Raw genomic sequence first — 23,663 nt, 5'->3', positions numbered from 1 at the left:
ATTTACCACAATCTCATTTCTTGTCCCAATAAAATAAGTTCTTCATAAGGATCTCCGTCAATATTTAATACTTGAGCAAAAGCAGGTTCTGTTTTTAAACCTTTTTCCTTTAAGCGAATAACTTCTTTCCTTATATGGGGATGCTGCATTAATAACATGTGTTCCACTATCATATGTCTATATGCATTTTGATTACGCACTGGCTTCGGTTGAGCAAATAATTCAAATTCAAAACCTTCGAATTCAAAATTTACCTTTATCGATTCAGTACCTTTCATTTTTTTCTTTTTTATGTTGAACCCTCTATAAGAACCATATAAAGATCTCATTTCCTGCTCAAAAACATCAAAGTTATGTACTTCCATTACTATATCTAAGTCAGATTGGAGAGTATCAATTCTTATAGGGATTGTCCCGCAAAGAACGGGACTATACAAAGCTAAATCCTCCATTATGTTTAGTTTATTTAAAACATCATATACCTTTTGTTGTTTGTCATTCCCTGATTGTAAATATGTAATAGATGTAAACATGGAAGTCTCTCCTTCATTTCACGTAATACGTGGCTCACTAAAATCAAGAAAAATTTGTCCGTTTAAATTTGTTCTAGGATTACCTTTATTTCAATATATTAAGGCCAACAAACAATATGTTTCAACTTTTCTCCTATACTGCAATACTATAAAAATAAAAAAGGAGGAATTATTATGAGCATTTTTAACATTCTTTTAACCATACACATACTATTTGGAACAATATGCTTAATCACTGGTATTGTAGCAATGGTTGCCCAAAAGAAGAAAGGAAAACATACCGAATGGGGCGAAATATATCATGCATCCTATGTTGTCATTACCCTTACGGCAATAATATTATCCATTATCAACTGGGATAAAATCGCATATTTATTTTATGTAGCAATCTTCTCTTATTCATTTGCAATTTATGGATACCTCGCACGAAAAAAACGTTGGAAAAATTGGCTCCATCACCACATTAGAGGTATGTTAGGTTCTTATATAGGTGCAGTCACCGCACTTTTAGTAAATATCGGCATCCATATTCCCATTATAAATTTACTTCCGCCAATATGGTTTTGGTTTTTACCCACCTTAATTGGTATCCCCCTCGTAGCCAGTGTATCAAAAAAATATAAAAAGCGTAGTTGAAATTAATTACATTTTGATTACTTTCTGATTATTAGAATGAAAAATTATAATCTATGTATCACAAATGATATCATGAGTGCTCGCCCTATGAATATTTAAAATAAAATGCCGCCCAACAGGACGGCTCTTATTTTTACTTTACAAATGTAACATATTCATCAGAAACCCATTGATTTCCACCAACATTATACCCACCATCTTTATATCCAAATGATTGATATTTTTCACCTTGATACACGTTTTTCACAATGCCGTAATTTGTTCCTGGGCCGGTACGAACACGCAATACATCAGCGATTATAGTAACTACACCTACACCCTCGTTTGATGATTGTGAAGGTGCTGATACATTTCCTCCCGTATAACGAATATATGATGGATCGTTATAAATCCACTGATCGCCACCGAGATTTAACCAGCCATTTGATTGTCCAAATACTTTGTAGGACTCTCCTTTCCCTAATTGACGAATAACGCCATATCCAGTACCAGGTCCTTTTCGTAAATTTACATTACTACCGTTAATATAAGCAACCCCTACACTATCATTCGACGTGGGAGGAGCCACTACGTTTTGAGCACCTTTTCCAAAAGTATCCGTTCCATAACCTTTGTAGTTATATTGCAAATGCGGGCTATCCACAAATCCTTTCCAGTCACCGCCCCATTCAAAATCAATTTGTTTAGCATAACGAATTGCTGATTCCCACGGTTCTTTATTATAGCCATTCCAATCTTCTGTACCATTCGACTGAATTGGAACAAAATCTAATGCCTGTCCTACTAAGTGATATGAGCACATCGTTTGTGATGCTCCTTTACGAACATATTCACGTTGTTGCTCGACCGTACGGATTGTTTCATAAATTAATACTTCAATTTCATTGTCGATACATTACTGATACCACTTAAAAGCTGCAGCTTTCGTATTATCCGCTAATTTATTCAGATTACTTACATTTCTATTGTGGTATTTCAATATGCAACATCTCTTTTTCTATTATCCTATGCAAAATTCGTCTCATGGGTTGTACATATACCTAGAACGATACGAAGTACAAATACATAAGAAGCCAATTCATCTAAAAAGGTTTTCACTTCTAGCTTCAAACTTTGTAAACTAAAATCGAAGCAATAAAAAAACCACAGCCTAGGTCTTCCAGTTGCGGTTTTTGGTATTTTCTTTTGATATGCTACACGCCTTCTTGCATTGATAATCCTAGTATACAGGTTGTGTAAATTTTCCTTTATGAATAACACTACTTATTCATGATTTTTCAAATCCAATATTGAATGTAAATGATCCGGATAATTGGTAAACATCCCGTCGACTCCCCATGCAAGTAACTTTTTCATATCATCTTCATTATCTACTGTAAATGGATGAACTTCTAATCCGCTTTTCTTTATTTTCTTTACATAATCTGAATCAATATATTTGTAATTCATGCCAAGACCTATGCAGTACATTTTATACTTTTCTATCTCTAATTTTGTTAATTGAACTGCTTTTTTATAAGGTAATAATTGTACTATGGATATATTACTATTTAAGCTATGAATCTTTTGTAGACTTTCTTCACTAAACGATTGAATAATAACTTTATCCTGTATTTCGTAGTGATTAATAATTTCTAATAATTTTTCTTCCATTCCTGGATATTCATCAGGTGATTTTGTTTCGATATAATAGTTCGCGTTATGCCCAAACGTTTCAATAATTTCTGTTAATGTTGGGACTTTTGCATTTTCAAATTCTTTCTTTGCTAAGTTCGGATATTTTTCATTGAAAAGAGAGCCAGCATTTAGTTGCTTTATTTCTTCTAATGTATGCTCTTTCACCAGCCCAGTACCATTCGTTGTACGGTTTAATGTTTCATCATGCATAGCCACTAAATGTCCATCTTTTGTCATTTGAAGATCAATTTCTATATAATCTCCATTCATTTGTTGGCCTAATTGATATGCTGCTATTGTATGTTCAGGTGCATACGCAGAAGCACCTCTATGTGCGATATTTTTTATATGATTTGATTGATTAATAGCTTTAGTATACTTATGTTCATTTATTTTCTGAAAAACAAAGATACTTATTACTATAAAGGCACAAATTATTGTAACGAGATATATCTTTTTCATAACGATTTATAAGCTCCTATATAAAGACGATTTAACTTGAATGATTTACTCAATTAAATGTCGATTTTCCAATACAGTCATTTTACCGATAGCTTGAAATCCCGATTTTTTATAAATATTGATTCCATCGGGTGAAGCTTGTAATACACAATACATATTTTTTAATTTTTGTGCTTCTTGCAGAAGGAAATTGAACATAGTAGATCCGAATCCTCGTCCTCTCATTTCTTCTTTAGTTGCTATGTCATAAATACCAATACTATCTTTTGAACATATCAATGAACCAACAGTTACAACTTCGCCTTCATAAAATCCTAAAAATAGTTTCATATTCTCACTGTTCCATAAATCAAGATTAGAAATTTGATTATAGAATGCTTGTACATGTATACCTTCTTCTGATATGCCGAATAGATTAGCTAACGTTTCTCCAAATTTTTTTATTTGTCCAGGTGAAGATGCTTGTTGAATTGTAAAACTTACTGGCATGTTTATTGTTGGAGAAATTGTTTTTAAGTCTGCTACCATCGCAATATTCTGTTCCGCTTCTTTTAAACCGATTTTAATTAACTCGCTTTTTATATCCCGCTCTTGCTCCTCATCCCATAACCAAACACTCATTGGAAAATTCTTTTGATTATAGTAGTCTACCTCCTTATATAATTTCTCTATCCCTACCGTTAAATTATTGTTTACTAGAGTGATAATATTGAATGTATCGGCAGGTAATCCGCAATCAACAGCAATATAATCTTTCGTTTCTTTTATACTCATTTCGGGCACAAATTGCGCAACATATGAAGTTTTAAATGCAAAGTTATCTATTAGTAGTTGTTTATAATTCATCAATAGTTCTCCTTTTCATAAAAAGTAACACTCGAATTTTTCTATATTAAATATAACATATTAGAAATTTATCATTTTCTATAAAAAGTACCTCTTTAAATTGTGCTCTATAGTTTAAAATAATTAAAAATGATATAACGTTGTCGGAATGAAAAAAGTGGTATATAATAAATATTAACATTACTAGTAATTATTTTAGGTATTCCTAGAATAAAGGAGCGATACATATGAAAATTACTATTTATTTCGGAAGTCATGAAGATCAAGATGTTCGTACTATGGACTGTCATTTAGATGTAGAAGATACAGAAGAGATTGTTTCTGTATCATAATATAAATAGTTAGGGTAAACCCTATTTCCTACAGCGTTTAAGGCACCTTTTATAAGGTGTCTTTTTTGTTATATTTTCATCAAAAACCCTTTACTTTATAGCGTTTTAATAGTAAAATATAAATATACGAACAAATGTTCTTTTTATTTTAAACGTACATGAAGGGATGATTTTAACAATGGCTCCATTAAAGCGCAGAGGAAGAAAAAAGCAAGCACCTATTATTTCAAATACAGGCTTTATCGGCTCTGTCTTTATCGATACATTGGAGTTACAAAAGAAATCCTATTATTTCGCTCGTAAAAAACTTCAAATTGTTCATCACGTACTAGATGGTCTCTCTGGAGCAACAAGTGCTTTATTTAAAGAACATAACATTTCAGCATACATGTCATGTGTGTATTTACATAAACAAAAGAAAATCGGTTTTGTTCTTTCAACGAAACCATTTGAACAAAGTGATGGCGTTGCTTATTTTGTAAATTATTTAATCGAAAAGAATTTTTACGGCGGCCATGAAGAAGATGTAGAATATCAAGAAGTATTTAATACAGGTTTTATCGGTGTAGTATTCGCTGATTTATCTAGTATAGATCGCTTTAATTTCGAATTTGAAATGGGTATGCTAACGAAATTAATGAAAGATATGATTATTCCAGTTAAAGAACTCTTTTTACGCCATAATGTACCGGCTTATATCTCCACTTCCCATTTAGAAGAACAAAACAAATTAGGTTTCGTTCTCTCTGTAAAGCCATATGACGAACGCGCTGAAGCAGATTTATATTTTGAAGCGTATTTAAAAGAACGCGGATTATTTATTGGTGATGAAGAAGATGATATTGATAAGATTGTCATTAGAAAAACCGCTGAATTACGATAGAAAAGCGCAGGATGCTGACCCTGCGCTTTTTAAGTTACGTTAAACACTATAATCTTTTGAATGAATTTCTAAATTTAACTTATTTGCTAAAATTTTATTCAAAATAAAAAATACAATGCCCCCTGCAATGGGAAGCGTGTAGGCTGGCATGTAATTTAATAATAGTCCTGATATTGCAAGTGCTATTGGTTGCATTATTTTACCTAGGCTTAATCCAATACTAAGAACTCTTCCTCTATATTCTTCAGGAATCTCATTTTGCATGAAATACATTAAAGGAATATCAATTTGTGCTATCATAAATCCTAAAAAGAACATAATCATGCAATACGTAGTAACATATACCAAATTATTTACTACAATAGATTTAAATAAAACAGGTATTCCTGAAACTATCATAAAAATTGCCAACATAAAACTTAACTTTTTCAAAAGATAAGCGTAAGAAAAACGATCGGTTATCTTTTTTACTAAAATCGCACCAATTATCATACCTACTGGAAAAGTCCCTTGAATCAAACCAAATTGCTTAGAACTAAGATTGAGAACTGTGTTAATAATGTATGGCAACGGAACAGTTACAGCAAAGCCTAAAAAGAAATTAAGAGAAATTAAAATACTAAAAGTATTTTTTAAGCTTTTCCGCTCCAATAAATAAGAGTATCCCTCCTTTATATCTTCAATAAAATTAATTTCTCTAATTGAACATTCCTCATTTATGTTTTGCTCAAACAATTTAAAGTTAATAAACAATATGGAAATAGCCGAAAGGATAAATGAAATACCATTTATAATTATAAAAATTTTAATATCAAAGACTGCAAAAACAATCCCCCCTAACATAGGCCCTAGAATTAAAGATATAGAATCGATAATTTTACTTATAGAATTAATACTCATTAACCGCTCTTTAGTGACCATATTCGGTTTTACGGCCTCTAAACCTATTCCAAAAAAAGTTGTAAATACTGTCATAAGAAAGGTAGTAGTATAAATGATGAATAAGTTTAATCCATAATAGCTGCTTAATATATAAACAGTTATTAATAAGCATCCGCTTAGTAAATCCATACAAATAACCAGTTTCTTTTTATCAACCTTATCAGCAATGACACCGGCAAATGGATTCATAACAATCATTGGAATCGCTCCTAATATGAGCGAAATTGCAAAATTTAACGCAGATCCGGTTATTTGTAAAACATACAATCCTAATGTAAAACTATAAATAGAGCTACCAAATAGTGATACTGTTTTTGCAATTGAATATAAACAAATATTTCTTAGTTCTTGGTTTCTTTTTTTATTTTCTATATGTAATCGTAAACTTCCCATCACTTTTCCCCCTGCCTAACTTTGTGTTACGTACATTGTAAGTTCTTGGGTCAACCCAATAGCAATATGTACTATTTGAAAAGTTTTAAGGGAAAATAAATAAAAGATGGGGTTAACCCCATCTTTTTCCGAAAAATGAATATGTATAAATTTTTTCTCCTTGAACAAAGAAATCCTCGTATTTTCCCCCTCGTATTAAATAATTTGAAGTACTTTCATCAATCGATTGAAACTGTAAATTTTGGATTTCTTTCGTTACTTTTACAGATGTAAAATTCTCTCGGAGTCTAGGTGCAATGTGGCTATTTATACTAAATTTATTAAATAAAATAAATGAACTTAATAAATAACAATTGTGTTTAAAAAGGGAATTTAATTCGCGCAATAAGAACTCCTCATGTTCAAAACTATAATTACTTGTACCTGATTGATCGATTACAATATCAACAGAATTACTCTGAATAGGTATGTTTAGAAAGTCGGCACAGATAAATACAATATTTCTTTTCACATTTCTTCTCTCAATTACATCTTTTAAAAGTAAAAGTTTATTCAAATCTCGATCAACAGCAATATATAAACACTCTTCCGGTAGTTCTTCATAAATATTTCGTAAAAAGAACCCAATACCAGAACCTAAATCAAGTAGTATTTTTTCATTTAAATCTAGTTGCATTAGTTTCTTTTTTGCCCATTCTCCTCCTCTTTGAACATTTTCCAAAAAAGCAGTATCAGTTTCATGAATATAATCCAAAATAGAATCTTCAAGTGATTTCTTTTCATACGCTTTCAAAGAGTTTCCCGCTGTTAAAACCCCTGAAATAATCGCGTATTCTTCACCACAATTACAAATTAACTTTCCCTCAATAATTTGATTCTTATTAATAATGCCATCCTCAAGAATTAAATTTCCGTTACACTTAACACATTTAAATAAATGAAGTACTTTTAAATCTACCCCTAAAATTGAACTCGAAATTTCAGTTTCTATAGATAAATTATGTAACGCTTCCTTTAATTTGTATTTTTGTTCCTCTAAAGTTTTTATTTCTTGTTCAATCTTTTCATATTTTACTTTAAATAAAGATTGATAAAAAATATGCTTTTCATAGTCTAAGGATTTCCCTAAATTTTTATAAAGAAACAGTTCTTTAATTTCATGCAAGCTAAACCCTAGCCATTTGTACTCTAATATAAGCTCTATATCCTTTTGACAATACTCGTCAAAAAAATAGTGTCTTCCTTTTTTCTCGGGAATAACGAGTCCGAGGTCCATATAATGTCTAATCGTATCTATACTTACATTATTTACTTCTGCAAACTTACTGATTTTCATCCTAATCACTACCATTTATATATTTGTTTATACATACTTCTTTATTATTTTAAAAAATCCTTTCATCTCCCTATACAAAATTATTTATACTATGCAAAAGATGTAATTAATTTTAAAGTTCCGCCACATACCCATTAAGCTAAGCTTATATAAGTTTAGCTACTCTTTTTTAATCTTGAATTAAAAAAAGAGTAGCAGGTAGTACGTTTATGTTTATATATCTAAAAAACTGTGAGTTCATGGATGAATTTAAAAATGCGGCGTAAGTACTACAGTTTCTTCCTTCTTCATTGAGTTGAAATATGTAAAGTTACGTACTTTAACTGTAGCGGACTTGTACTACGCGTTCATATCAATTTTATAGACGTTTAAGGATTTTGTTTTATCGGAAGTATTCTTGATATGGAATCGGGATTGTAAATATAGATGAACGTGATTCAAATCAAAAAAGGTACTCCTAGAAGTACCTTTTTTACTATTCTATATGTGCGAACGCTTTCAAAATTATTGGATATAAATTGATGTACGCATTGTATTAAATGGTGCATTTATAGATGTCTTTTGGTACTCAAAAGTTCCTTGTTGGTGTCCAGAAGCATCCCATTTATAATACCAGCCAACGATTGGTCTTCCGCCAATTATAGTGGAATCAATACTTTTTACATTAGAACCATTCATTTTAGCAAATGGATTTTGGCCATAGCCCATTTCTTTCGTTGTAATATATAAGTATTTCCCCCCGTGGTTACGCGATGTGCTGAAGCTGTTCTGATTAATTGTTTCTACCCCGCCTAGCTCAGACTCTACTTGTACGACGTTTAGTGAAGTAAGTGGTGCTGCTGGTCCGGCTGAAGCTTCTGTTGCCATTCCTAATCCGACGAACGCTGTGATTGCTAACGATGAAATCCCTAGTGCTGCTTTTTTAAACATAAAAAACATCCCCTTCCATCTATAGTTTTCTCTTTCATTGCCAATATAATCCTAATAATCTTATATGTAAATAGATTGTAGCTGTATAAATATTAGTGCGAATATTCTATTATATGTTTCTACAATTCTATTACTCAATATGAATGATTTACAGTATAAAACGAAATACACATTACAAATTGATTCTATTATTTTCATTATTAGCTAGCGTATACCGAATTTAAACCATAGGAACCATTGTCGCTATTTTTTGGGTTCATAAACAGATGCCTATATTTCTTGTTACTATATAATAATGTTACACCAAACTGATGTCAGTACACATAGAAACAATAAAAGAGAGCATATTTTAAAAGATTTATTAAAACATGCTCTCTTTTTATTAATTTGAATGAATCTTTCAGTAAAAAAGTACATTGATTTGTATCCTTTATGTAACAGAAATAATCGTTTTAAAAATCTTGTTTTTATGCTTTTTTTATTATTCTTAAAGATACTTTATTGAATATTCTTATTGTACTCTAATTGATTTTGAATCCCTGATCTATCAATTTGAATCCAATATTCTGAAATTTTCCCGTTTTCTATTCTATACACTGCACTTGCTATTTGAATTATAGGGAGGCCTGTAGGTTCATACCCATCTATTTCTCCTATGTGTGTACCTACTTGTTTCCAGCGTACATATACTTTACTATCTTGTACTAATAATTCTTGAATTTCTAAAGAGAAATTTCCGTATACTTCAATCATCTCTCTTACATGCTCAGCATAATCTTTTGGTGTTCTGTAAACTGTTTGTTCCTCTTCAGATATAACTTGATGTGCTAATACTTTATCTGCCATATATCGATTTGAAAAGTCTGGATTACTCCCTGAACGCACTTCTTTAAAGAAATTTCTCATAATTAGCTCTGGTTTCATTAAAAATCCCCCTTGGAAATAAACACAATCCTAATATCACCTGAATGTATCGGATAAGTATTATAATTCTGACTCTTCCTTAATAAACATGTCAAGTTTGTAGTGTTGACATGTTTATTGTAAACTTGCTTATGCCTGGTATTTATCATATTTTATATCCAATATTCCTAAGCTTCTGTATTCTAGAATGTTTTTACTACACTATTCATTTTTTCTTTGCAGGAACAACTGTGATAACATCTCCTTTATCATTTAAAGTCAGAGAATGTAGAAATTACAGCTAGCTATTGATATGCTACCTACTACGTACTGGAGCGCAACCTATCTGATAAGTAAATGATTCATGTGAAAAAGGAGACGCTACCAGTTCTATAGCATCTCCTTTTTATTTAATAAGTTAGACAGAAAGAATAGAAATAATGTTTTTCTTGTTTCGCTATCCTTTTGTTTGTAAATGAACTGAGTTTGGAAAAACTATCCTATATAGTGTGAATCGGGTATAGACATTAAATAATAGAATAGGGCACCTAGTACTCCACAAGTAAAAATAGTAAATCCCATATTGCTTATGCCTTTAATTTTTGACCATAATCCAATTAATCCTGCTATTAACCCACTTAAAGAGAATAGTGAAAAGTTGGAAACGGGTGTAAGTAGAAATTCCGCATTAATCCCTGTCCCCCAACAAACAATAGGTAACACGACAAGGGTAAGACAAAGTAATCCCATTACACTTACAAGTAATTTAAGATATTTAATACCTGCAATTATTAAATAGATTCCACCTATAAATCCACATAACCAGTAAATTGGCATAAAGTAAATCCAAAGAAAATGCAAGATGATCATATGTAATTTCCTCCTATTTATTTTCGCTCATTGTAGTTCTGGTTATTTGATGTTCTGAATTCGTTGCTAATTTATTAAGTTGATTTAGCGTTTCTTCTAAATCAAACGAATTAAACCAACGGTAATCCTGTCTGTCTAGAATACGATAATGCTGACTAATCAGATTTTGTTGTAAGCGAAAGTTCCCTTTTTCTTGAATCTGTTTCCACCAGACTTTTCCTCCCAATGTTTTTTCTTTGAAGTTGCTAGTGCTATTGTGGGCCATTGTTTCGATTACTACTAATGGATCATCCCCAAGAGTATTCTGTAAAACTTCACTATCTCTAAACAATGCACAAATAGCAACAGTGTTGGTCCAACCTGCATTCGTTCTCCCTTTCTCAATTTGAACAAGCGTTTTTTTTGATATGCCGAGAACTTCAGCCATTTTATCTTGTGTATATCTTTTTTCAGTGCGTATTAACTTTATTTTCTTTGAAATAAGTTCAATTGCATGCTCCTTATTCACTTTCTCCCCCCCTTAAAAAGTAACTAATGTGTTATTTAGTGTAATTTTACACTTTAATCAATTCATTTCCAACTAAATCCTCCCTAAATCTTGTAAGAAATAATTGGATAAGTCATAAAAAAGGGCATTCCACAGTTATCTATGAGAAGGTAGCTTGACCATCGATTTCTAACCTCGATGGAGATATGTCGAGATCCCATTTCGTTTTAATTAAATAAAAAACCCGTGAATAATTCACGGGTTTTACTTTAATAACTAATTGCTATTGTACCTTCACCTGCATGAACCGCAAATGAAATTGGTAATGGATATAATTTGAAATCCATTTCAGGGAATGCTTGTCTAATATCTGCAATCCATTCTTCCGCTCCAGCTTTATCGTTAGCATGGAACATATGAAGTACTTTTGGTAATTCTTTTTCAAGTTCATTTTTAATATATTCTCGACATTTTTGGATTTTACGAACTTTCTTTTCAAGTAAAAGCTCTCCACCTTTTACTTCTAATATTAAGTTCACACTTAATAAACTTCCAAGTAAAAATTGAATGCCCTTTACACGACCACTCGCATATAAACCTTTTAAACTCTTTGGGAATACATGAAAAGGTCTTCTTTTTTCATCTACTAATGTTTTGTGTATATCTTGTAAAGTCATACCATCATTGTATAACGATTTCGCTTTTCTAATTAGTTCATCCATTGGATAACTTGTTGTTTCACTGTCTAATACCGTTAATGGAAAACCTGCCATTTCTGCAGCTAACTTCATATTTTGATAGGTTCCACTTACTTTTCCGCTAATAGCAACTGCAAATCCTTCTTCATATTCTTCTTTGCATTTTGTAAATAACTCTACCATTTCCCCAATATTAGGTTGTGAAGTAGTGACTGTTTTACCTTCGTTTAACGCATTATAAACACGTTCACGTACACCTTCTTCACAATCTTTGTACGAAATTCCATCAATAATAACTTCGATTGGGATAACAAAGTTATCTCCTTCTGTTTTAAAATTCGCAGTTGTACTATCAGTAATCCAAGCAACACGCTTCATGTTGTTCCTCCCTTAATTCAATTCCTCTTTTCTAATTTTTCTATATATTTATGTTATAAAAAGAGAATATCCCTGTAATAGTAACAGGACTTTATTGTTTTGGCTATAGTAGATGTATATTAAATGTGACTATTCCTTGTCTATTCCACAAATAAAAAAGAAAATCAAGGAATTTGCTCGATTTTCTTCTTATTCATATACTATTTAAAAGTTTCATTATCTAAAATTACAACATAATCATTCGTTAATCTTCCTGCCTCTTTTGTATAACTAACAAGCCTTTGTATATTATCACAGCAAATTTTCGCTCCCCATACGAGTAACGGTACGCCGATAAAGTCGATGTGGAACCTTCTAGAAAATAGACCACCAAAAGTCATTGGTAAAGGCACTGTTGGTGATGTATTAGAAAAAATAATTTTATCATGACTTTGATAATGTTTTTGCAAGATTTCTCCTAAATGCTTCATCGCTGGTACAACAACTTTTGATGCGCCACATCCAATCGTATATACAGGATGACCGTTTTCGTCTATTCCATGAAAAATAATTTTTCCCATATCTTCTGTTTTCAATTTATTAAAGTAATCTACATTCAAAATTTCTTCTTTTGTTAACTTACGATCCGTTGGTAATTTATTTAAATGATATGCTGCAGCTAGTGAAGTTGTATGTGTGCCACCAAAATCTGTGTAAATGTATATCATATTATCATCCCTTGTTGTAAAAGTTCAATGTTATTTAGTATTACCGTTCGCAACAATGTTAAACAAAGGATGCATGTATTTACGCTTTTTGTATTAATTCATTATATTTTTTCAAAATATAATATCGTCTACTAATCACAGTACCTACTGTAATACATAAAAAGGCATTTGTTACAACCATTAATGTCTGGTGCGTACTACCCGAAAACATACTTTGTTTAATTATAATTTTTGCTCCTAAAATAACAAGAAGGATTATTGTACTTACCCAATTTCCTTTTCGTAGTACATGACCTGTTTCACTATCTACTCGAAATGTTAAAGCTCTTCCTCGTATAATTCCAAGGCCTAAGCCGATTCCAAGCATTACAACAAACAGTAGTCCTTGCAACAAAGTTATTTGTCCCATATGAATAATGGACTGGATTGTTACAAAGCACAACAAAGCCGGAATGAGCCAAATACGGTTTATTTTCACTTTTCGTTCTTTACTTTGCATCAAAACAATAATAAGAACAACAAGTAGAATATCCATTTAGAATCCTCCTATAAACTTGTTTATCTTTAAAAATTATATTCTCCGCTTTTCATTCCATACTTGAAATACGATAGCTACTTTCCAATTGTAAGATGGGGAATGTGATTCCTCATCAGCCTTAAGCATTATTTTTAAAAATAAAAAGACATATGAGTAAAAAATACATCTTCAATAATTTTATTAATATAATCATAACCTCGTTTGAATTTTTATTTATCAACTAATTTAACACCTTTAGAATTAGTTTTATCTAACACTCGAATGTTACATTTAGTAGCTATTTTTAAAAAGATTTTATAAATACAATATCCCAAAATAGAACCTAGAACGTTACAGATTACATCATCAATATCAATAACACGTGCCCATCCACTAAATAAAGACTCAATTAATTGTAGCAATTCAATACTAACTGATATAGCAAATCCTAATAAAATAGTATTTTTGAATTTCGTATATTTACCCCATAAGATTGGTGCTAAAAATCCTAAAGGCATTAATAATAAAATATTCCCGCCTACATTTCTTACAATTAGACCAATCATAAACAGGGCATCCCCATCATAAGCACTACCAATTTGATTGATATCTTTAATAATTGATGTAAATGGTATTATATTGACCGAGCGTTTCAGATTTTCAATATTAGAAGGAAAACCGATTGGTAAAGGGAATAAAGTTACTGCAGCAACCATACAAATGTAGACCACGAATAAAAAACTAATTATTTCATTCCACCAAATCACATGTTTTTTATTTTTGGTACCAATTAATATTCCACGTACAATTAAATAACAAATAACCGCTAAAATAATAAACAAACTACCGTTGATCATATACAAATTACTAACACATCCTTTCATATGAATTAACAATTAAAATTTACAACTATATAGTAATGTTTTTTAATTTAAAAATCCATATATTAATATGTAATTATGCAGAATTACAAGAACCCTTTATTTACCAAATAAAGGGTTCTTCATTAACTAAAATATTTTCAAAACAGAAACAGTCAAGAACCCGTTTAAATTGTTTTCGTATCTCTTCTTTAATATCCACATAATTACAGAGCTCTTTCTATTTCTGTCATTAATTTTTCGGGTCCTGCCCCTTTATTCGATGGAATAACTAAAGTAATTCCTAATTCTGGATATACGGCCGAACGAAAACTGACGCCTGGATCATATCCCATTACATGATATTTGAATATTTTGTTTTCTCTTGTTTCAATCCATATTCCATAACCGTAAGACTGTTTATTATTTATTTGAATGTGAGGAGTTAAAAGTAACTTTGTATATTCCTTTCCTAAAATTTCATTATTAAATAGTGCCGCCCAAAATTTCAACATATCTGTTGCAGTAACATATGCACCTCCATCAGCACCTCCTTTTATTGGTATAGAGTAGGTGTTTGTTCTCCAATTTTGGTTAGTTTCATCCTTTATATATCCTAGTGCTGTATGTCTTGGTAATCTATCTAAAGAAAAATAGCCAGAATCATTCATACCAATTGGATTAAATATGTTCTTTTCTATATACTCCGTAAATTTAAGTCCCGTCTGTTCTTCTATTATTAATCCAAGTATGATAAAACCTGCATTGTTGTAGTGAAACTTACTTCCAGGTGTAAACATCATATTACTGTTTTGGAATAATGGTAAAAAGTCTTTTAAGCCCTTTAATAGATACATAGGTGTTTGTTTCCAAAGATCTTCGAAGTTATCCATAATACTTTCATCAAAATAATCTGGTATACCAGCGCTATGCGTTAGTAGTTGATGTATTGTAATATCTTCATCGAAGTTTGGAAATTTTATCTCTAGACAATCTTTTAATTTTGTATGAAAAGAAATAAAACCTTTTTCAACAAGTTGACAGATGCCAATTGCAGTGAAAATTTTACATCCTGAGGCAATGCCGAATCTTGTTTGTATCGTATTGTTGATACATTCACTTTGGTTTGCGTAACCCAATGCTTTTTCATAGATTAAGTCTTTTTCTTTTTTTACTAAAACTACCCCAGAGAAATCTATTTTCTTTTGTATTTCTTTTACAATTTTATTAATTTCATCTTTTGTTTTTATCACGACAACCACCCTTGTCTTTCGATATTGTTCTTTCCCCTTATTGATTTTTCCATATAAAGGGGAAAGAACCCTCTTATTGAATACGATAAATTGTTAATGAGAACACAAAGTTCATTTCGAATTTATCCCGCATTAACAGGCAGTAAGACCCCCACCTCAAAATTCAGTGGAAGCAAAGAAGTTAAGTGGGGATCAACTGCCCGTAAAAGCCCGATTGGTGAGGGCTAATAATCAGCGGGGGATGAACAAAACCCCCCACTGATTAAAGTTTCACTTTATTGATTCAGTAGAATACAACTTAGATTGCGATGGGAATAAAGTAAACACACACAATACGATAGTGATAAATAACATTATTAATGACCCTACAATAACTACAAGTTGTATAGAAATGAACTGAGTCGCAACACCAGATAATATTGTAATAAAAATTGTTACTAACGCAATAATAAGCCCATATATACTCCCGATCCGTCCCATCATATGAACAGGGATGTTATTTTGGTAAAATGTATAAAATCCTGTATTTGCATATGCCATCGAAAAAGATAAAATAAAGAATCCAATAGCAGCTATTAAAAATACATTTGAAAAAGCATAAATTAAATAACCAATTGAGATGAATAATGATCCTATTCCAATTAGAAATGAAGGTGCTAATTTCTTTGACAAGATTGTATTTGTTATGGCACCTAATATATAGCCTGCACCAGCTATACTAACTAGAAAACCGTATTCACTATCTGTTAGTAGTAATACCTCTTTCGCAAACGATAGTTCAAGTGAATCAGTAGCAGTTGCTAATACGAACATACTTTGAAATAAGAAATACACACATACGACATACACATGTTTTCTACTAAAATTTATAACAGTGCTCCAATCTTCTTTTAATACTGTAAGGGATAATGTATTACTAGTTGTATCCGAATCTTTTTTCTTATCAAGGTTGGGTAAAAGTAATGTAATTAATCCTGATAAGAGAAAAGCTATAGCATTCATATATATAGCAAATTCTGGTGTACCCGCAATTAATAATCCTCCCGCTACTGCTGGTCCAATTAGTGATGCACCAGATCCTATTAAACTACGTAGTGAGTTGAAACGTTGTCTTCGCTCTACTGGAATTAATTTCGTCATATACGTCATAGCAGTTGGCTCATAAATTGCACTGGCCATACTTATAAAGAATACGAATACATAAACAATCCAAAGTGACGGAAGAAAAGGTAAAATAGCGATCAATAACGCACGATATATATCGAGGTGAATCATTAACTTCCGTTTATTTAAACGATCAATCATACTCCCAGACCAAGCGTTTGTAAATAAAGTGGCTAATGGTTTTATTACATATAAAGTAGCAACAGCTAAAGCTGAGCCGCCCATATTATAGACAAGTACATTCAGTGCTATTAAGTAAATCCATGCCCCTAAATTCGCAATACCAACTCCGGACAATAGTAGTAAAGGATATTTCCAATCTTTAAGTAAGTTTTTCATTTTTGGCCCCCGCTTTCCAAATTGTTTTACAACAATAAAAAAATCCCACCCCCAAGACTTTTAATCTTAGGGACGAGATTTATCATCGCGGTGCCACCCTAGTTTGTTAATATGTCACCATACTAACCTTATCAGGTACTGCATTCTAATTCATGCTTATACCATAGCTCTATAACGGGAGCTCCCGTCACACCACCCCCTTCATAACAGGTTCCGGTGTACTGCTCAGAGGCTTGATTCAATAAAGAATTTTTACTCCTTTTCAGCTAAATGGAGCTCTCTGTGAAAAATTCATTTTATTTACTATTCTCTTCACTGCATTTGATTTTTTCCATATTATCACAATTGATTTTAACTGTAAATAAAAAATAATCAGATATTTAACAATGTGCTACTGTTAATTCGTTTATTTATTATTTTTTCTAAAAATTACGGTGCGTGAAATTACTTACAACTCTAAAGAAAGAGCCATTTTCATATAGCTCCTTCCAAATGCCTGAATTAATTCGTATTCGCCTCTGTTAACGGTTGTAACGGCGGTTCTAATTCTATTTCTAGTGTATCTCCTTCTTGTAAACCTTGTCCTTTTTCAATACTTTGGCTCGTTACATAACCCGTACCAGAAGTTTTCAAATCTAATTTCAAAAGCTTAGAGAAATACATAACATCACGCATGGACCAACCTTTTACATTTGGCATATGTGCGTTATTTCCTAATAAAAATATACGATCTCCTTCACTCATTACCTCGCCAGACTGTGGATATTGTTTTAGTATTTTTCCTTCTCCTAAAATTACCGGCTGTAGCTTCTCTTTTTCTACACTTTTCTCTATTGTATCCATCGATTGATTTACATAATTTTGTACTTTTAATTGAGATTGTTTCGCTGCATCAGCTATTTGTTTTTCTTTATACGGTTTCACCTTTAAATATTCAAGGCTGTTTTTTATAACAGGTTTAAATATTTCAGCAAGAGGCTGAGCTCCATACTCATCTCCTTTTAACTTTGGCTGCTTAATAGCTAAGTATACGATTAACTCCGGATCATCAATTGGAGCCATTCCTAAAAAGGAGAAAATGTAATTCTCTTTCCCTTCCATATATCGGCCGTTTTCAGGATTCGGGATTTGTGCTGTTCCGGTCTTACCTCCAATTGGATAACCATCCACTTTATACATTGTACCAGTTCCTTTTGAAGATGTTATAACACGCTCCATTAAGCTTCTAACCTTGTCCGCTGTTTCTTTTTTTATCGGATTTCCAATTTCTTTCGGTTGATTTTCCATAATAACTTCTTTGTTTGTTGGATTTACAATTTTATCAACGATATATGGTTGCATCATTTTCCCGTCATTTGCTATTGCAGTAGCCGCTTGGATTAATTGAATCGGGGTTACTGTAGAACCTTGACCGAAAGAAGTTGTAACTTGTTGAATTTGCGTATTTAATAATAAAGTATTTTTACTTTCTCCAGGTAAATCTATTCCTGTTTTTTGATTGAATCCAAATTTATTCATATATTGCTTAAATTTATTTGGTTTCAGTAACTGATCTTCTAAAATAGAAAAAGCTACGTTTGATGACCTTTCAAAACCTTCATCAAATGTAATTGATCCCCATCCAAATCCACCATTATGGTCTTTTATATCAGATGAACCAACGGAATATTTTCCAGATTGAAAATATTCTTTTCCGTTATATACACCTTCATTAATGGCAGCTGCTAACGTAAAAACTTTCATTGTTGAACCTGGTTCATATGCATTTGCAATCGGATCATTTAAAAAGTATTCGATATCACCTACATTAGGATTGTAACTAGGTTTACTAGACATCGCTAAAACCTTTCCTGTTTTTGGATCAGCAATAATGCCAATTAACATAGAAGGATCATAATGCTCTTGTGCTTTGTTCATCGCTTCTTCTAAAAAACTATTAATTTGTTTATCAAGCGTTAAATATACATTATTCCCATTTTTAGCTGGTTCTACTTTACCTATATCATTTGTAAGCGGAATCCCCCTTCGTGTACCCACATATTCTATATTCCCGTTTGTAGAGCGCAAATATTTATCCAAACTCTTTTCAAGCCCAAACTTCCCTTCCGTATTCCCTTTATCATCTGGTCTAGCAAAACCAAGTATATAGGATGCAAAGTCTTCATTCGGATACACTCTTGCTTTTTCCGACATAAAAGATACACCTGGTATTTTTAAATCATTAATTTTTTCCTTCTTTTCCCTAGATAAGTTCCGACCAATTTTCCCAATTTCAACTTGCGTACGCCCTTCATGAAAGTTTTTTAATACTTCTTCTTTATCAATTTCAAGCGCATCGGCTAATTGTTGTGCGGTTTCATCTTTATTTTTCACTTTATCTTTTCCTTTTAAATTCACAACAACTCGATACGTTGTAGAATCTTGTACTAACACCTTTCCGGTTTGGTCATAGATAGTACCACGATTCGCTTCTAAAACACCTTTTTTATTATGTTGTTCATTCGCGAGATCCTTTACATTCACATTATGCACGACTCCTACTGCCTGAATATAGAATATACGCAAAATCATAATAAGAAACAAAATAATAAAAGCAATCATCATATATCGAGCGCCTTTATTCGTTTGAAGTTTCTGCATACTTATCTCCTCTCTTTTGGAATGGATTCGTACGAAGATGCGATTGAAAATTTATAGTTTTTGTTTGCGATACTATATGTTTCGAAGTTTTCTTTTTAATTCCTTTAAAACAATACGAAACTAACTATTGTTATTTTTTGTTTTTGTTTTATTTAATTAAAATACAGTGCGTGAAATTTCTGAATATTAACTTCACCAAAACTTGATTGCATAGCACTCTAAACTCCTTTCTTATTTACTATAAAAAGTTCCCCTCTGGATTTCCAAAGGGGAACTTTTTATAAGAAAATTATGCAATATGGTTATATTTTGCTAAGAAAGGAATTCGTCTCGCTACTAATGCATACATTTTGAATACAAGTTTCGCTATTGGTTCAAACATACGTGTACTTTGCATTACTAAAACGCTCGTAACAAGTGTTAAGAATGCTGCACCAAGTATATCTAAAGGGTAATGAACACCTACGTACATACGTGATATACCGACTAACACTGCCCATAATAGCGCGATATATTTCAGTTTTTCTCTTCTAAGAATAAATACGAAGGCGATTGAAAATACAAGTACAGAATGATCACTAACGAATGATGAATCTGCTGCGTGTGGTACTAATTGATGTACATCATGTGATACGAACGGACGCGGATGGTAATATACTGCGTGTATAAGAACATTTACTAATAATGCAAAAATAACCGAAAGCGTCGTATATAAAACTGTATATTGTTTTCTAATTGCATTCTCTTTCTTTCCATTATTAAACCATAAGATAAGCATAAATAGAACGGCTACGTATGCAGCGCTATTTGTAATAGCAACCATTAACGTATCTAATAGTTTGGATGAATCAGCAAAATTATTAAACCACTGAAATACTGTGTAATTCATTAAACTCTCTCCTTACATACAAGTGTTCTTGATTTACACAGTATACAATACCATTATGAAAATAGGCTTAAACTTTTTTCATCTAATTCTCATTTTACTATTAATCATATGACAATTATAAAACAAATTTTATACGCTATTTATGTATAAAGCTGGTAAGCCTTTATAATAAGGCTGTTCGTATTTTTTCATGTTTGGGATACATAACATATTCATTTAAATATACTAATTGCAAAATCATATTTTTTAATTCATTTGAAGTACAATATTTCCGAATTGTTCTCCATGTTCCATACGGCTTAGTGCTCGAATTGCTTCTTCTAACGAGTAAACTTTATCAATAATTGGTTTAATTTGATGTTTTTCTATAAACTTTATCATCTCATTAAATTCCTCACCGCTACCCATGGATGTTCCCATAATATCAATTTGATTGTAAAATAGCGCGCGTAATGGTAATTCAATTTTATCTCCTGAGCTTGCACCAAAATTCACGATTCTTCCATTTGTTTTTAATACATCAAAATATTTCAAAAAAGTTGCCGGACCTATACTATCTATTATTAAATCTACTTTTTCACCTTGTAAGCTCTCTTCCCAATTTCCAGCACTATGAAAAGAAATATCTGCACCATATTTCTCAGCAAGTTCCCTTTTATTCTCTACCCTTGAAGTAACACTCACTTTTGCGCCAATTGCTTTCGCGAATAACATGGCAAATGTAGCAACACCACCGCCTATTCCCGGAATTAAAACGTGTTCGCCGCACTTCAATCTACCTTTTGTAAAAAGCGCTCTATATGCAGTTAGTGCGGATAAAGATAAAACACCTGATTCTTCCCAAGTAAGATATGACGGCTTTTCTACTACATTTTCAGCTGGTACAATTACATATTCAGCAAACGTTCCATCCTTTGGTCCACCTAGCACTTCCGGTAACTCCGGTACTTCAGTAGCATGTTCCCATCCAATACTAGGATTAATAATAACTTCTGTATGTAGTGTAACATTTGAAACTCCTTCTCCTATTTCTGTAACAATTCCTGATCCATCTGACCCTATTACTAATGATAGATCCATTTCTTTTCTATTATTTATAATAAATAAATCCCTATGATTTAATCCTGCAGCTTTTAACTTTACTTTTACTTCACCTGCATTAGGACTTATCTCAGGTGAAAATTTATATTCTAATCCCTCTAATCCTTTTTTATATTGATGTACAATAGCTTTCATTGCTTAATTCCCCCTTAATATTTCCAATGTACTAGAAATATCAAAATAAATAAAATAGTTTGCCTCCAATAATTAGAAATTATATATTTTGTCATGAAAAAAACAAAAAATCCCCTCCCTATAAAAAGTATAGGAAGAGGTTTCAAAACTAGTTAGATAAGAATCTATAAATTTATTGAGTTCTAGCTAATTCTAATATTTTTCGAATAAACGGCGCTTTTGCCTTTGTATACGACACACGATCAAAAGCATATGTAATAGCAAGCATCTCTTTTAATTCTCTATATTCTTTACGTGCCCATTCATGGCTTATTAGAAAGTCCCGAAATAAAATATTGTTTCTCCATTCTTCGCTATTATAATGATAAACATGCAAATGATGAGTACCCGCTCTCCATTTTCCCTTTCTAAAAAAACGCCAATTGGTTGCATCTTTTGGAACATACTCATATCCAATTTCCGATAGAACTTCAATCCAGTTTTCAGTAATTTGCAAGTCTGTTACGCCAATCATCATATCAATAAGAGGTTTAGCTCCTAATCCTTCTACTGCAGTACTTCCTATATGTTCAACAGCGATTATCTCTTGTCCTAACAAGGAACAGAATTTCTCTTTTTCTTTTATATACTCTTCAACCCAGTCTTTTTGATATGCTTTAATAACAATTTGTTGGTCCATTATATTCACCTCTTTATAAGTGTTTATCATTATATTTATAAAATTTCATATTATTAGCATAGGATTTCCATAAAATATGTCGAAATAGTGGAATGTACAACTTAATTATATTAAATGTGAGGTAATCTATGAAAGATAATTCCGTGGAAATTCAGTTAAATAACGTAACATTCCAATTGAAAGAATATCATAATTTTGATTGGCTTATTAAATTAGGGACCGTATTTGCAGTTTTTGACCAGCAAGATTCAGGTAATATAAGTTTTGGTGTAGAAAAAGATGGGCATAAGAAATTTATCAAATACGCAGGAGCACAAACAATTGCATATGAAGGAACAGCGGGTGATGCTATTAAAAGGCTAAAAAATTCAGTTACTATCTATGAAGATTTAAAGCATGAATCGCTCATAAGATTAATTGATCATTTTCCAGTTCAATCTGGATATGTATTAATTTTCGATTGGTTTGATGGGGAATGTCTTCATTCGCATTGGCGTTTCCCATCTCCTGAAAAATATAAAAATCCAAACTCACCATTTTATAAATTTAGACATTTATCTGCTATAGAACGAATTCATTCCTTACATTCCATTTTTTCTTTCCATACTTATGTAGAAAAGAAAAATTATGTAGCGATAGATTTTTATGACGGTAGTATTTTATATAATTTTAATACAAACGAAACAAAAATTTGTGATATAGATTTATACAGTAAGAAACCTTACATAAATAAAATGGGCCGGCTATGGGGTTCCTCCCGTTTTATGTCACCAGAAGAATTTGAACTAAATGCTATAATTGATGAAAGAACAAATGTATTTAATATGGGAGCAATGGCTTTCTCACTTTTAGGCGGTGAAAAAGATCGTTCTTTTATAAAATGGGAAGCAAGTAAGGAATTATATGAGGTAGCCCATCGTGCTGTAAGTGACAATCGGACAGAACGGTATGCATCAGTTATAGAATTCTACGAAGCGTGGTTAAAAGCGGCTAATGCAGAAAGGATATAACCCTAAATTATTAAAAAAAATAAAGAGTTTATACTATTGTCATGTATATTAAAAATAGTTTTA

22 protein-coding genes, 1 pseudogene and 1 other annotated feature are annotated in these 23,663 nt (G+C 31.7%); of the genes and pseudogenes, 3 read left to right on the top strand and 20 right to left on the bottom strand.

From position 1 onward, the window contains the following. Positions 1-2: 2 nt before the first annotated feature. Positions 3-533 (bottom strand): DUF4269 domain-containing protein, encoded by a 531-nt coding sequence (locus tag MHI26_RS13505; protein ID WP_061667059.1) that lies wholly within the window; start codon positions 531-533, stop codon positions 3-5. Between the two features lie 174 nt (positions 534-707). Between MHI26_RS13505 and MHI26_RS13500 the strand changes: the two genes are divergently transcribed. After that, the gene (locus MHI26_RS13500) at positions 708-1,169 is read left to right on the top strand and encodes a DUF2306 domain-containing protein (protein WP_000021743.1); all 462 of its coding nucleotides are present in this window, start codon (positions 708-710) and stop codon (positions 1,167-1,169) included. A 133-nt stretch (positions 1,170-1,302) separates the two neighbouring features. Here the strand turns inward: MHI26_RS13500 and MHI26_RS13495 are convergent. From MHI26_RS13495 to MHI26_RS13485, 3 genes and pseudogenes are all read right to left on the bottom strand, one after another. Then, positions 1,303-2,148: pseudogene (locus MHI26_RS13495) on the bottom strand (M15 family metallopeptidase). Between the two features lie 284 nt (positions 2,149-2,432). Further along, a complete protein-coding gene (locus tag MHI26_RS13490; protein ID WP_000725658.1) occupies positions 2,433-3,308 on the bottom strand; it encodes a glycerophosphodiester phosphodiesterase in 876 nt (291 codons plus the stop codon). Between the two features lie 45 nt (positions 3,309-3,353). Beyond that, a complete protein-coding gene (locus tag MHI26_RS13485) occupies positions 3,354-4,154 on the bottom strand; it encodes a GNAT family N-acetyltransferase (RefSeq protein WP_061667057.1) in 801 nt (266 codons plus the stop codon). 510 nt (positions 4,155-4,664) lie between these two features. Here MHI26_RS13485 and MHI26_RS13480 point away from each other — a divergent pair. Further along, entirely contained in the window at positions 4,665-5,369 is a 705-nt protein-coding gene (locus tag MHI26_RS13480) for a hypothetical protein (protein ID WP_061667056.1), read from the top strand. A 39-nt stretch (positions 5,370-5,408) separates the two neighbouring features. Here MHI26_RS13480 and MHI26_RS13475 read toward each other — a convergent pair whose 3' ends face one another. The 16 genes from MHI26_RS13475 to MHI26_RS13400 all read right to left on the bottom strand — a co-directional run bounded on the left by MHI26_RS13475 (position 5,409) and on the right by MHI26_RS13400 (position 22,590). Beyond that, entirely contained in the window at positions 5,409-6,704 is a 1,296-nt protein-coding gene (locus tag MHI26_RS13475; RefSeq protein ID WP_061667055.1) for an MFS transporter, read from the bottom strand. A gap of 112 nt (positions 6,705-6,816) precedes the next feature. Continuing rightward, entirely contained in the window at positions 6,817-8,040 is a 1,224-nt protein-coding gene (locus tag MHI26_RS13470) for a MerR family transcriptional regulator (RefSeq protein WP_061667054.1), read from the bottom strand. 504 nt (positions 8,041-8,544) lie between these two features. Beyond that, complete coding sequence (locus tag MHI26_RS13465) at positions 8,545-8,970, bottom strand: DUF4879 domain-containing protein (RefSeq protein ID WP_000472916.1); 426 nt, start codon at positions 8,968-8,970, stop codon at positions 8,545-8,547. A 498-nt stretch (positions 8,971-9,468) separates the two neighbouring features. Next, positions 9,469-9,894, bottom strand: coding sequence for an ester cyclase (locus MHI26_RS13460; protein WP_061667053.1), 426 nt, complete (start codon positions 9,892-9,894; stop codon positions 9,469-9,471). 474 nt (positions 9,895-10,368) lie between these two features. Then, the gene (locus MHI26_RS13455; protein ID WP_000584710.1) at positions 10,369-10,743 is read right to left on the bottom strand and encodes a hypothetical protein; all 375 of its coding nucleotides are present in this window, start codon (positions 10,741-10,743) and stop codon (positions 10,369-10,371) included. A 13-nt stretch (positions 10,744-10,756) separates the two neighbouring features. Next, entirely contained in the window at positions 10,757-11,251 is a 495-nt protein-coding gene (locus MHI26_RS13450; protein WP_061667052.1) for a helix-turn-helix transcriptional regulator, read from the bottom strand. 248 nt (positions 11,252-11,499) lie between these two features. Continuing rightward, positions 11,500-12,306, bottom strand: coding sequence for a DegV family protein (locus MHI26_RS13445; protein WP_061667051.1), 807 nt, complete (start codon positions 12,304-12,306; stop codon positions 11,500-11,502). Between the two features lie 200 nt (positions 12,307-12,506). Next, the gene (locus MHI26_RS13440; protein ID WP_061667050.1) at positions 12,507-13,013 is read right to left on the bottom strand and encodes a DUF3189 family protein; all 507 of its coding nucleotides are present in this window, start codon (positions 13,011-13,013) and stop codon (positions 12,507-12,509) included. Between the two features lie 79 nt (positions 13,014-13,092). Beyond that, on the bottom strand, positions 13,093-13,548 hold the full coding sequence (locus MHI26_RS13435) for a DUF1453 family protein (protein ID WP_061667049.1): 456 nt from the start codon (positions 13,546-13,548) through the stop codon (positions 13,093-13,095). 212 nt (positions 13,549-13,760) lie between these two features. Next, positions 13,761-14,393: a VanZ family protein gene (locus MHI26_RS13430; RefSeq protein WP_116365862.1), complete on the bottom strand. Its 633-nt coding sequence runs from the start codon at positions 14,391-14,393 to the stop codon at positions 13,761-13,763. A 224-nt stretch (positions 14,394-14,617) separates the two neighbouring features. Next, a complete protein-coding gene (locus tag MHI26_RS13425) occupies positions 14,618-15,643 on the bottom strand; it encodes a serine hydrolase domain-containing protein (RefSeq protein ID WP_061667048.1) in 1,026 nt (341 codons plus the stop codon). A 270-nt stretch (positions 15,644-15,913) separates the two neighbouring features. Beyond that, positions 15,914-17,146: an MFS transporter gene (locus MHI26_RS13420; protein ID WP_061667047.1), complete on the bottom strand. Its 1,233-nt coding sequence runs from the start codon at positions 17,144-17,146 to the stop codon at positions 15,914-15,916. 65 nt (positions 17,147-17,211) lie between these two features. Then, positions 17,212-17,471 (bottom strand) — a binding site (T-box leader). Between the two features lie 176 nt (positions 17,472-17,647). Then, positions 17,648-19,786: a penicillin-binding protein gene (locus tag MHI26_RS13415; RefSeq protein ID WP_061667046.1), complete on the bottom strand. Its 2,139-nt coding sequence runs from the start codon at positions 19,784-19,786 to the stop codon at positions 17,648-17,650. Positions 19,787-20,075: 289 nt separating this feature from the next. Beyond that, on the bottom strand, positions 20,076-20,675 hold the full coding sequence (locus MHI26_RS13410) for an undecaprenyl-diphosphatase (RefSeq protein ID WP_001110131.1): 600 nt from the start codon (positions 20,673-20,675) through the stop codon (positions 20,076-20,078). Between the two features lie 246 nt (positions 20,676-20,921). Further along, on the bottom strand, positions 20,922-21,911 hold the full coding sequence (locus MHI26_RS13405; protein ID WP_000644522.1) for a zinc-binding dehydrogenase: 990 nt from the start codon (positions 21,909-21,911) through the stop codon (positions 20,922-20,924). Between the two features lie 172 nt (positions 21,912-22,083). Continuing rightward, complete coding sequence (locus MHI26_RS13400; protein WP_000372680.1) at positions 22,084-22,590, bottom strand: GrpB family protein; 507 nt, start codon at positions 22,588-22,590, stop codon at positions 22,084-22,086. 128 nt (positions 22,591-22,718) lie between these two features. Between MHI26_RS13400 and MHI26_RS13395 the strand changes: the two genes are divergently transcribed. Beyond that, positions 22,719-23,600, top strand: coding sequence for a protein kinase domain-containing protein (locus MHI26_RS13395; RefSeq protein ID WP_061667045.1), 882 nt, complete (start codon positions 22,719-22,721; stop codon positions 23,598-23,600). Positions 23,601-23,663: the final 63 nt, after the last annotated feature.

Source organism: Bacillus sp. FSL K6-1218 (genome assembly GCF_038006445.1).
Taxonomy (GTDB): domain Bacteria; phylum Bacillota; class Bacilli; order Bacillales; family Bacillaceae_G; genus Bacillus_A; species Bacillus_A thuringiensis_S.
Note: the sequence above shows the minus strand (reverse complement) of the source record. Positions and strands in the feature narration are given on the sequence as shown.

What these genes read in the sequence shown, in the direction of transcription:
- MHI26_RS13505 (WP_061667059.1), bottom strand. Translation starts at nt 533, where the DNA reads ATGTTTACATCTATTACATATTTACAATCAGGGAATGACAAACAACAA.
- MHI26_RS13500 (WP_000021743.1), top strand. Translation starts at nt 708, where the DNA reads ATGAGCATTTTTAACATTCTTTTAACCATACACATACTATTTGGAACA.
- MHI26_RS13490 (WP_000725658.1), bottom strand. Translation starts at nt 3,308, where the DNA reads ATGAAAAAGATATATCTCGTTACAATAATTTGTGCCTTTATAGTAATA.
- MHI26_RS13485 (WP_061667057.1), bottom strand. Translation starts at nt 4,154, where the DNA reads ATGAATTATAAACAACTACTAATAGATAACTTTGCATTTAAAACTTCA.
- MHI26_RS13480 (WP_061667056.1), top strand. Translation starts at nt 4,665, where the DNA reads ATGGCTCCATTAAAGCGCAGAGGAAGAAAAAAGCAAGCACCTATTATT.
- MHI26_RS13475 (WP_061667055.1), bottom strand. Translation starts at nt 6,704, where the DNA reads ATGGGAAGTTTACGATTACATATAGAAAATAAAAAAAGAAACCAAGAA.
- MHI26_RS13470 (WP_061667054.1), bottom strand. Translation starts at nt 8,040, where the DNA reads ATGAAAATCAGTAAGTTTGCAGAAGTAAATAATGTAAGTATAGATACG.
- MHI26_RS13465 (WP_000472916.1), bottom strand. Translation starts at nt 8,970, where the DNA reads ATGTTTAAAAAAGCAGCACTAGGGATTTCATCGTTAGCAATCACAGCG.
- MHI26_RS13460 (WP_061667053.1), bottom strand. Translation starts at nt 9,894, where the DNA reads ATGAAACCAGAGCTAATTATGAGAAATTTCTTTAAAGAAGTGCGTTCA.
- MHI26_RS13455 (WP_000584710.1), bottom strand. Translation starts at nt 10,743, where the DNA reads ATGATCATCTTGCATTTTCTTTGGATTTACTTTATGCCAATTTACTGG.
- MHI26_RS13445 (WP_061667051.1), bottom strand. Translation starts at nt 12,306, where the DNA reads ATGAAGCGTGTTGCTTGGATTACTGATAGTACAACTGCGAATTTTAAA.
- MHI26_RS13440 (WP_061667050.1), bottom strand. Translation starts at nt 13,013, where the DNA reads ATGATATACATTTACACAGATTTTGGTGGCACACATACAACTTCACTA.
- MHI26_RS13435 (WP_061667049.1), bottom strand. Translation starts at nt 13,548, where the DNA reads ATGGATATTCTACTTGTTGTTCTTATTATTGTTTTGATGCAAAGTAAA.
- MHI26_RS13420 (WP_061667047.1), bottom strand. Translation starts at nt 17,146, where the DNA reads ATGAAAAACTTACTTAAAGATTGGAAATATCCTTTACTACTATTGTCC.
- MHI26_RS13415 (WP_061667046.1), bottom strand. Translation starts at nt 19,786, where the DNA reads ATGCAGAAACTTCAAACGAATAAAGGCGCTCGATATATGATGATTGCT.
- MHI26_RS13410 (WP_001110131.1), bottom strand. Translation starts at nt 20,675, where the DNA reads ATGAATTACACAGTATTTCAGTGGTTTAATAATTTTGCTGATTCATCC.
- MHI26_RS13405 (WP_000644522.1), bottom strand. Translation starts at nt 21,911, where the DNA reads ATGAAAGCTATTGTACATCAATATAAAAAAGGATTAGAGGGATTAGAA.
- MHI26_RS13400 (WP_000372680.1), bottom strand. Translation starts at nt 22,590, where the DNA reads ATGGACCAACAAATTGTTATTAAAGCATATCAAAAAGACTGGGTTGAA.
- MHI26_RS13395 (WP_061667045.1), top strand. Translation starts at nt 22,719, where the DNA reads ATGAAAGATAATTCCGTGGAAATTCAGTTAAATAACGTAACATTCCAA.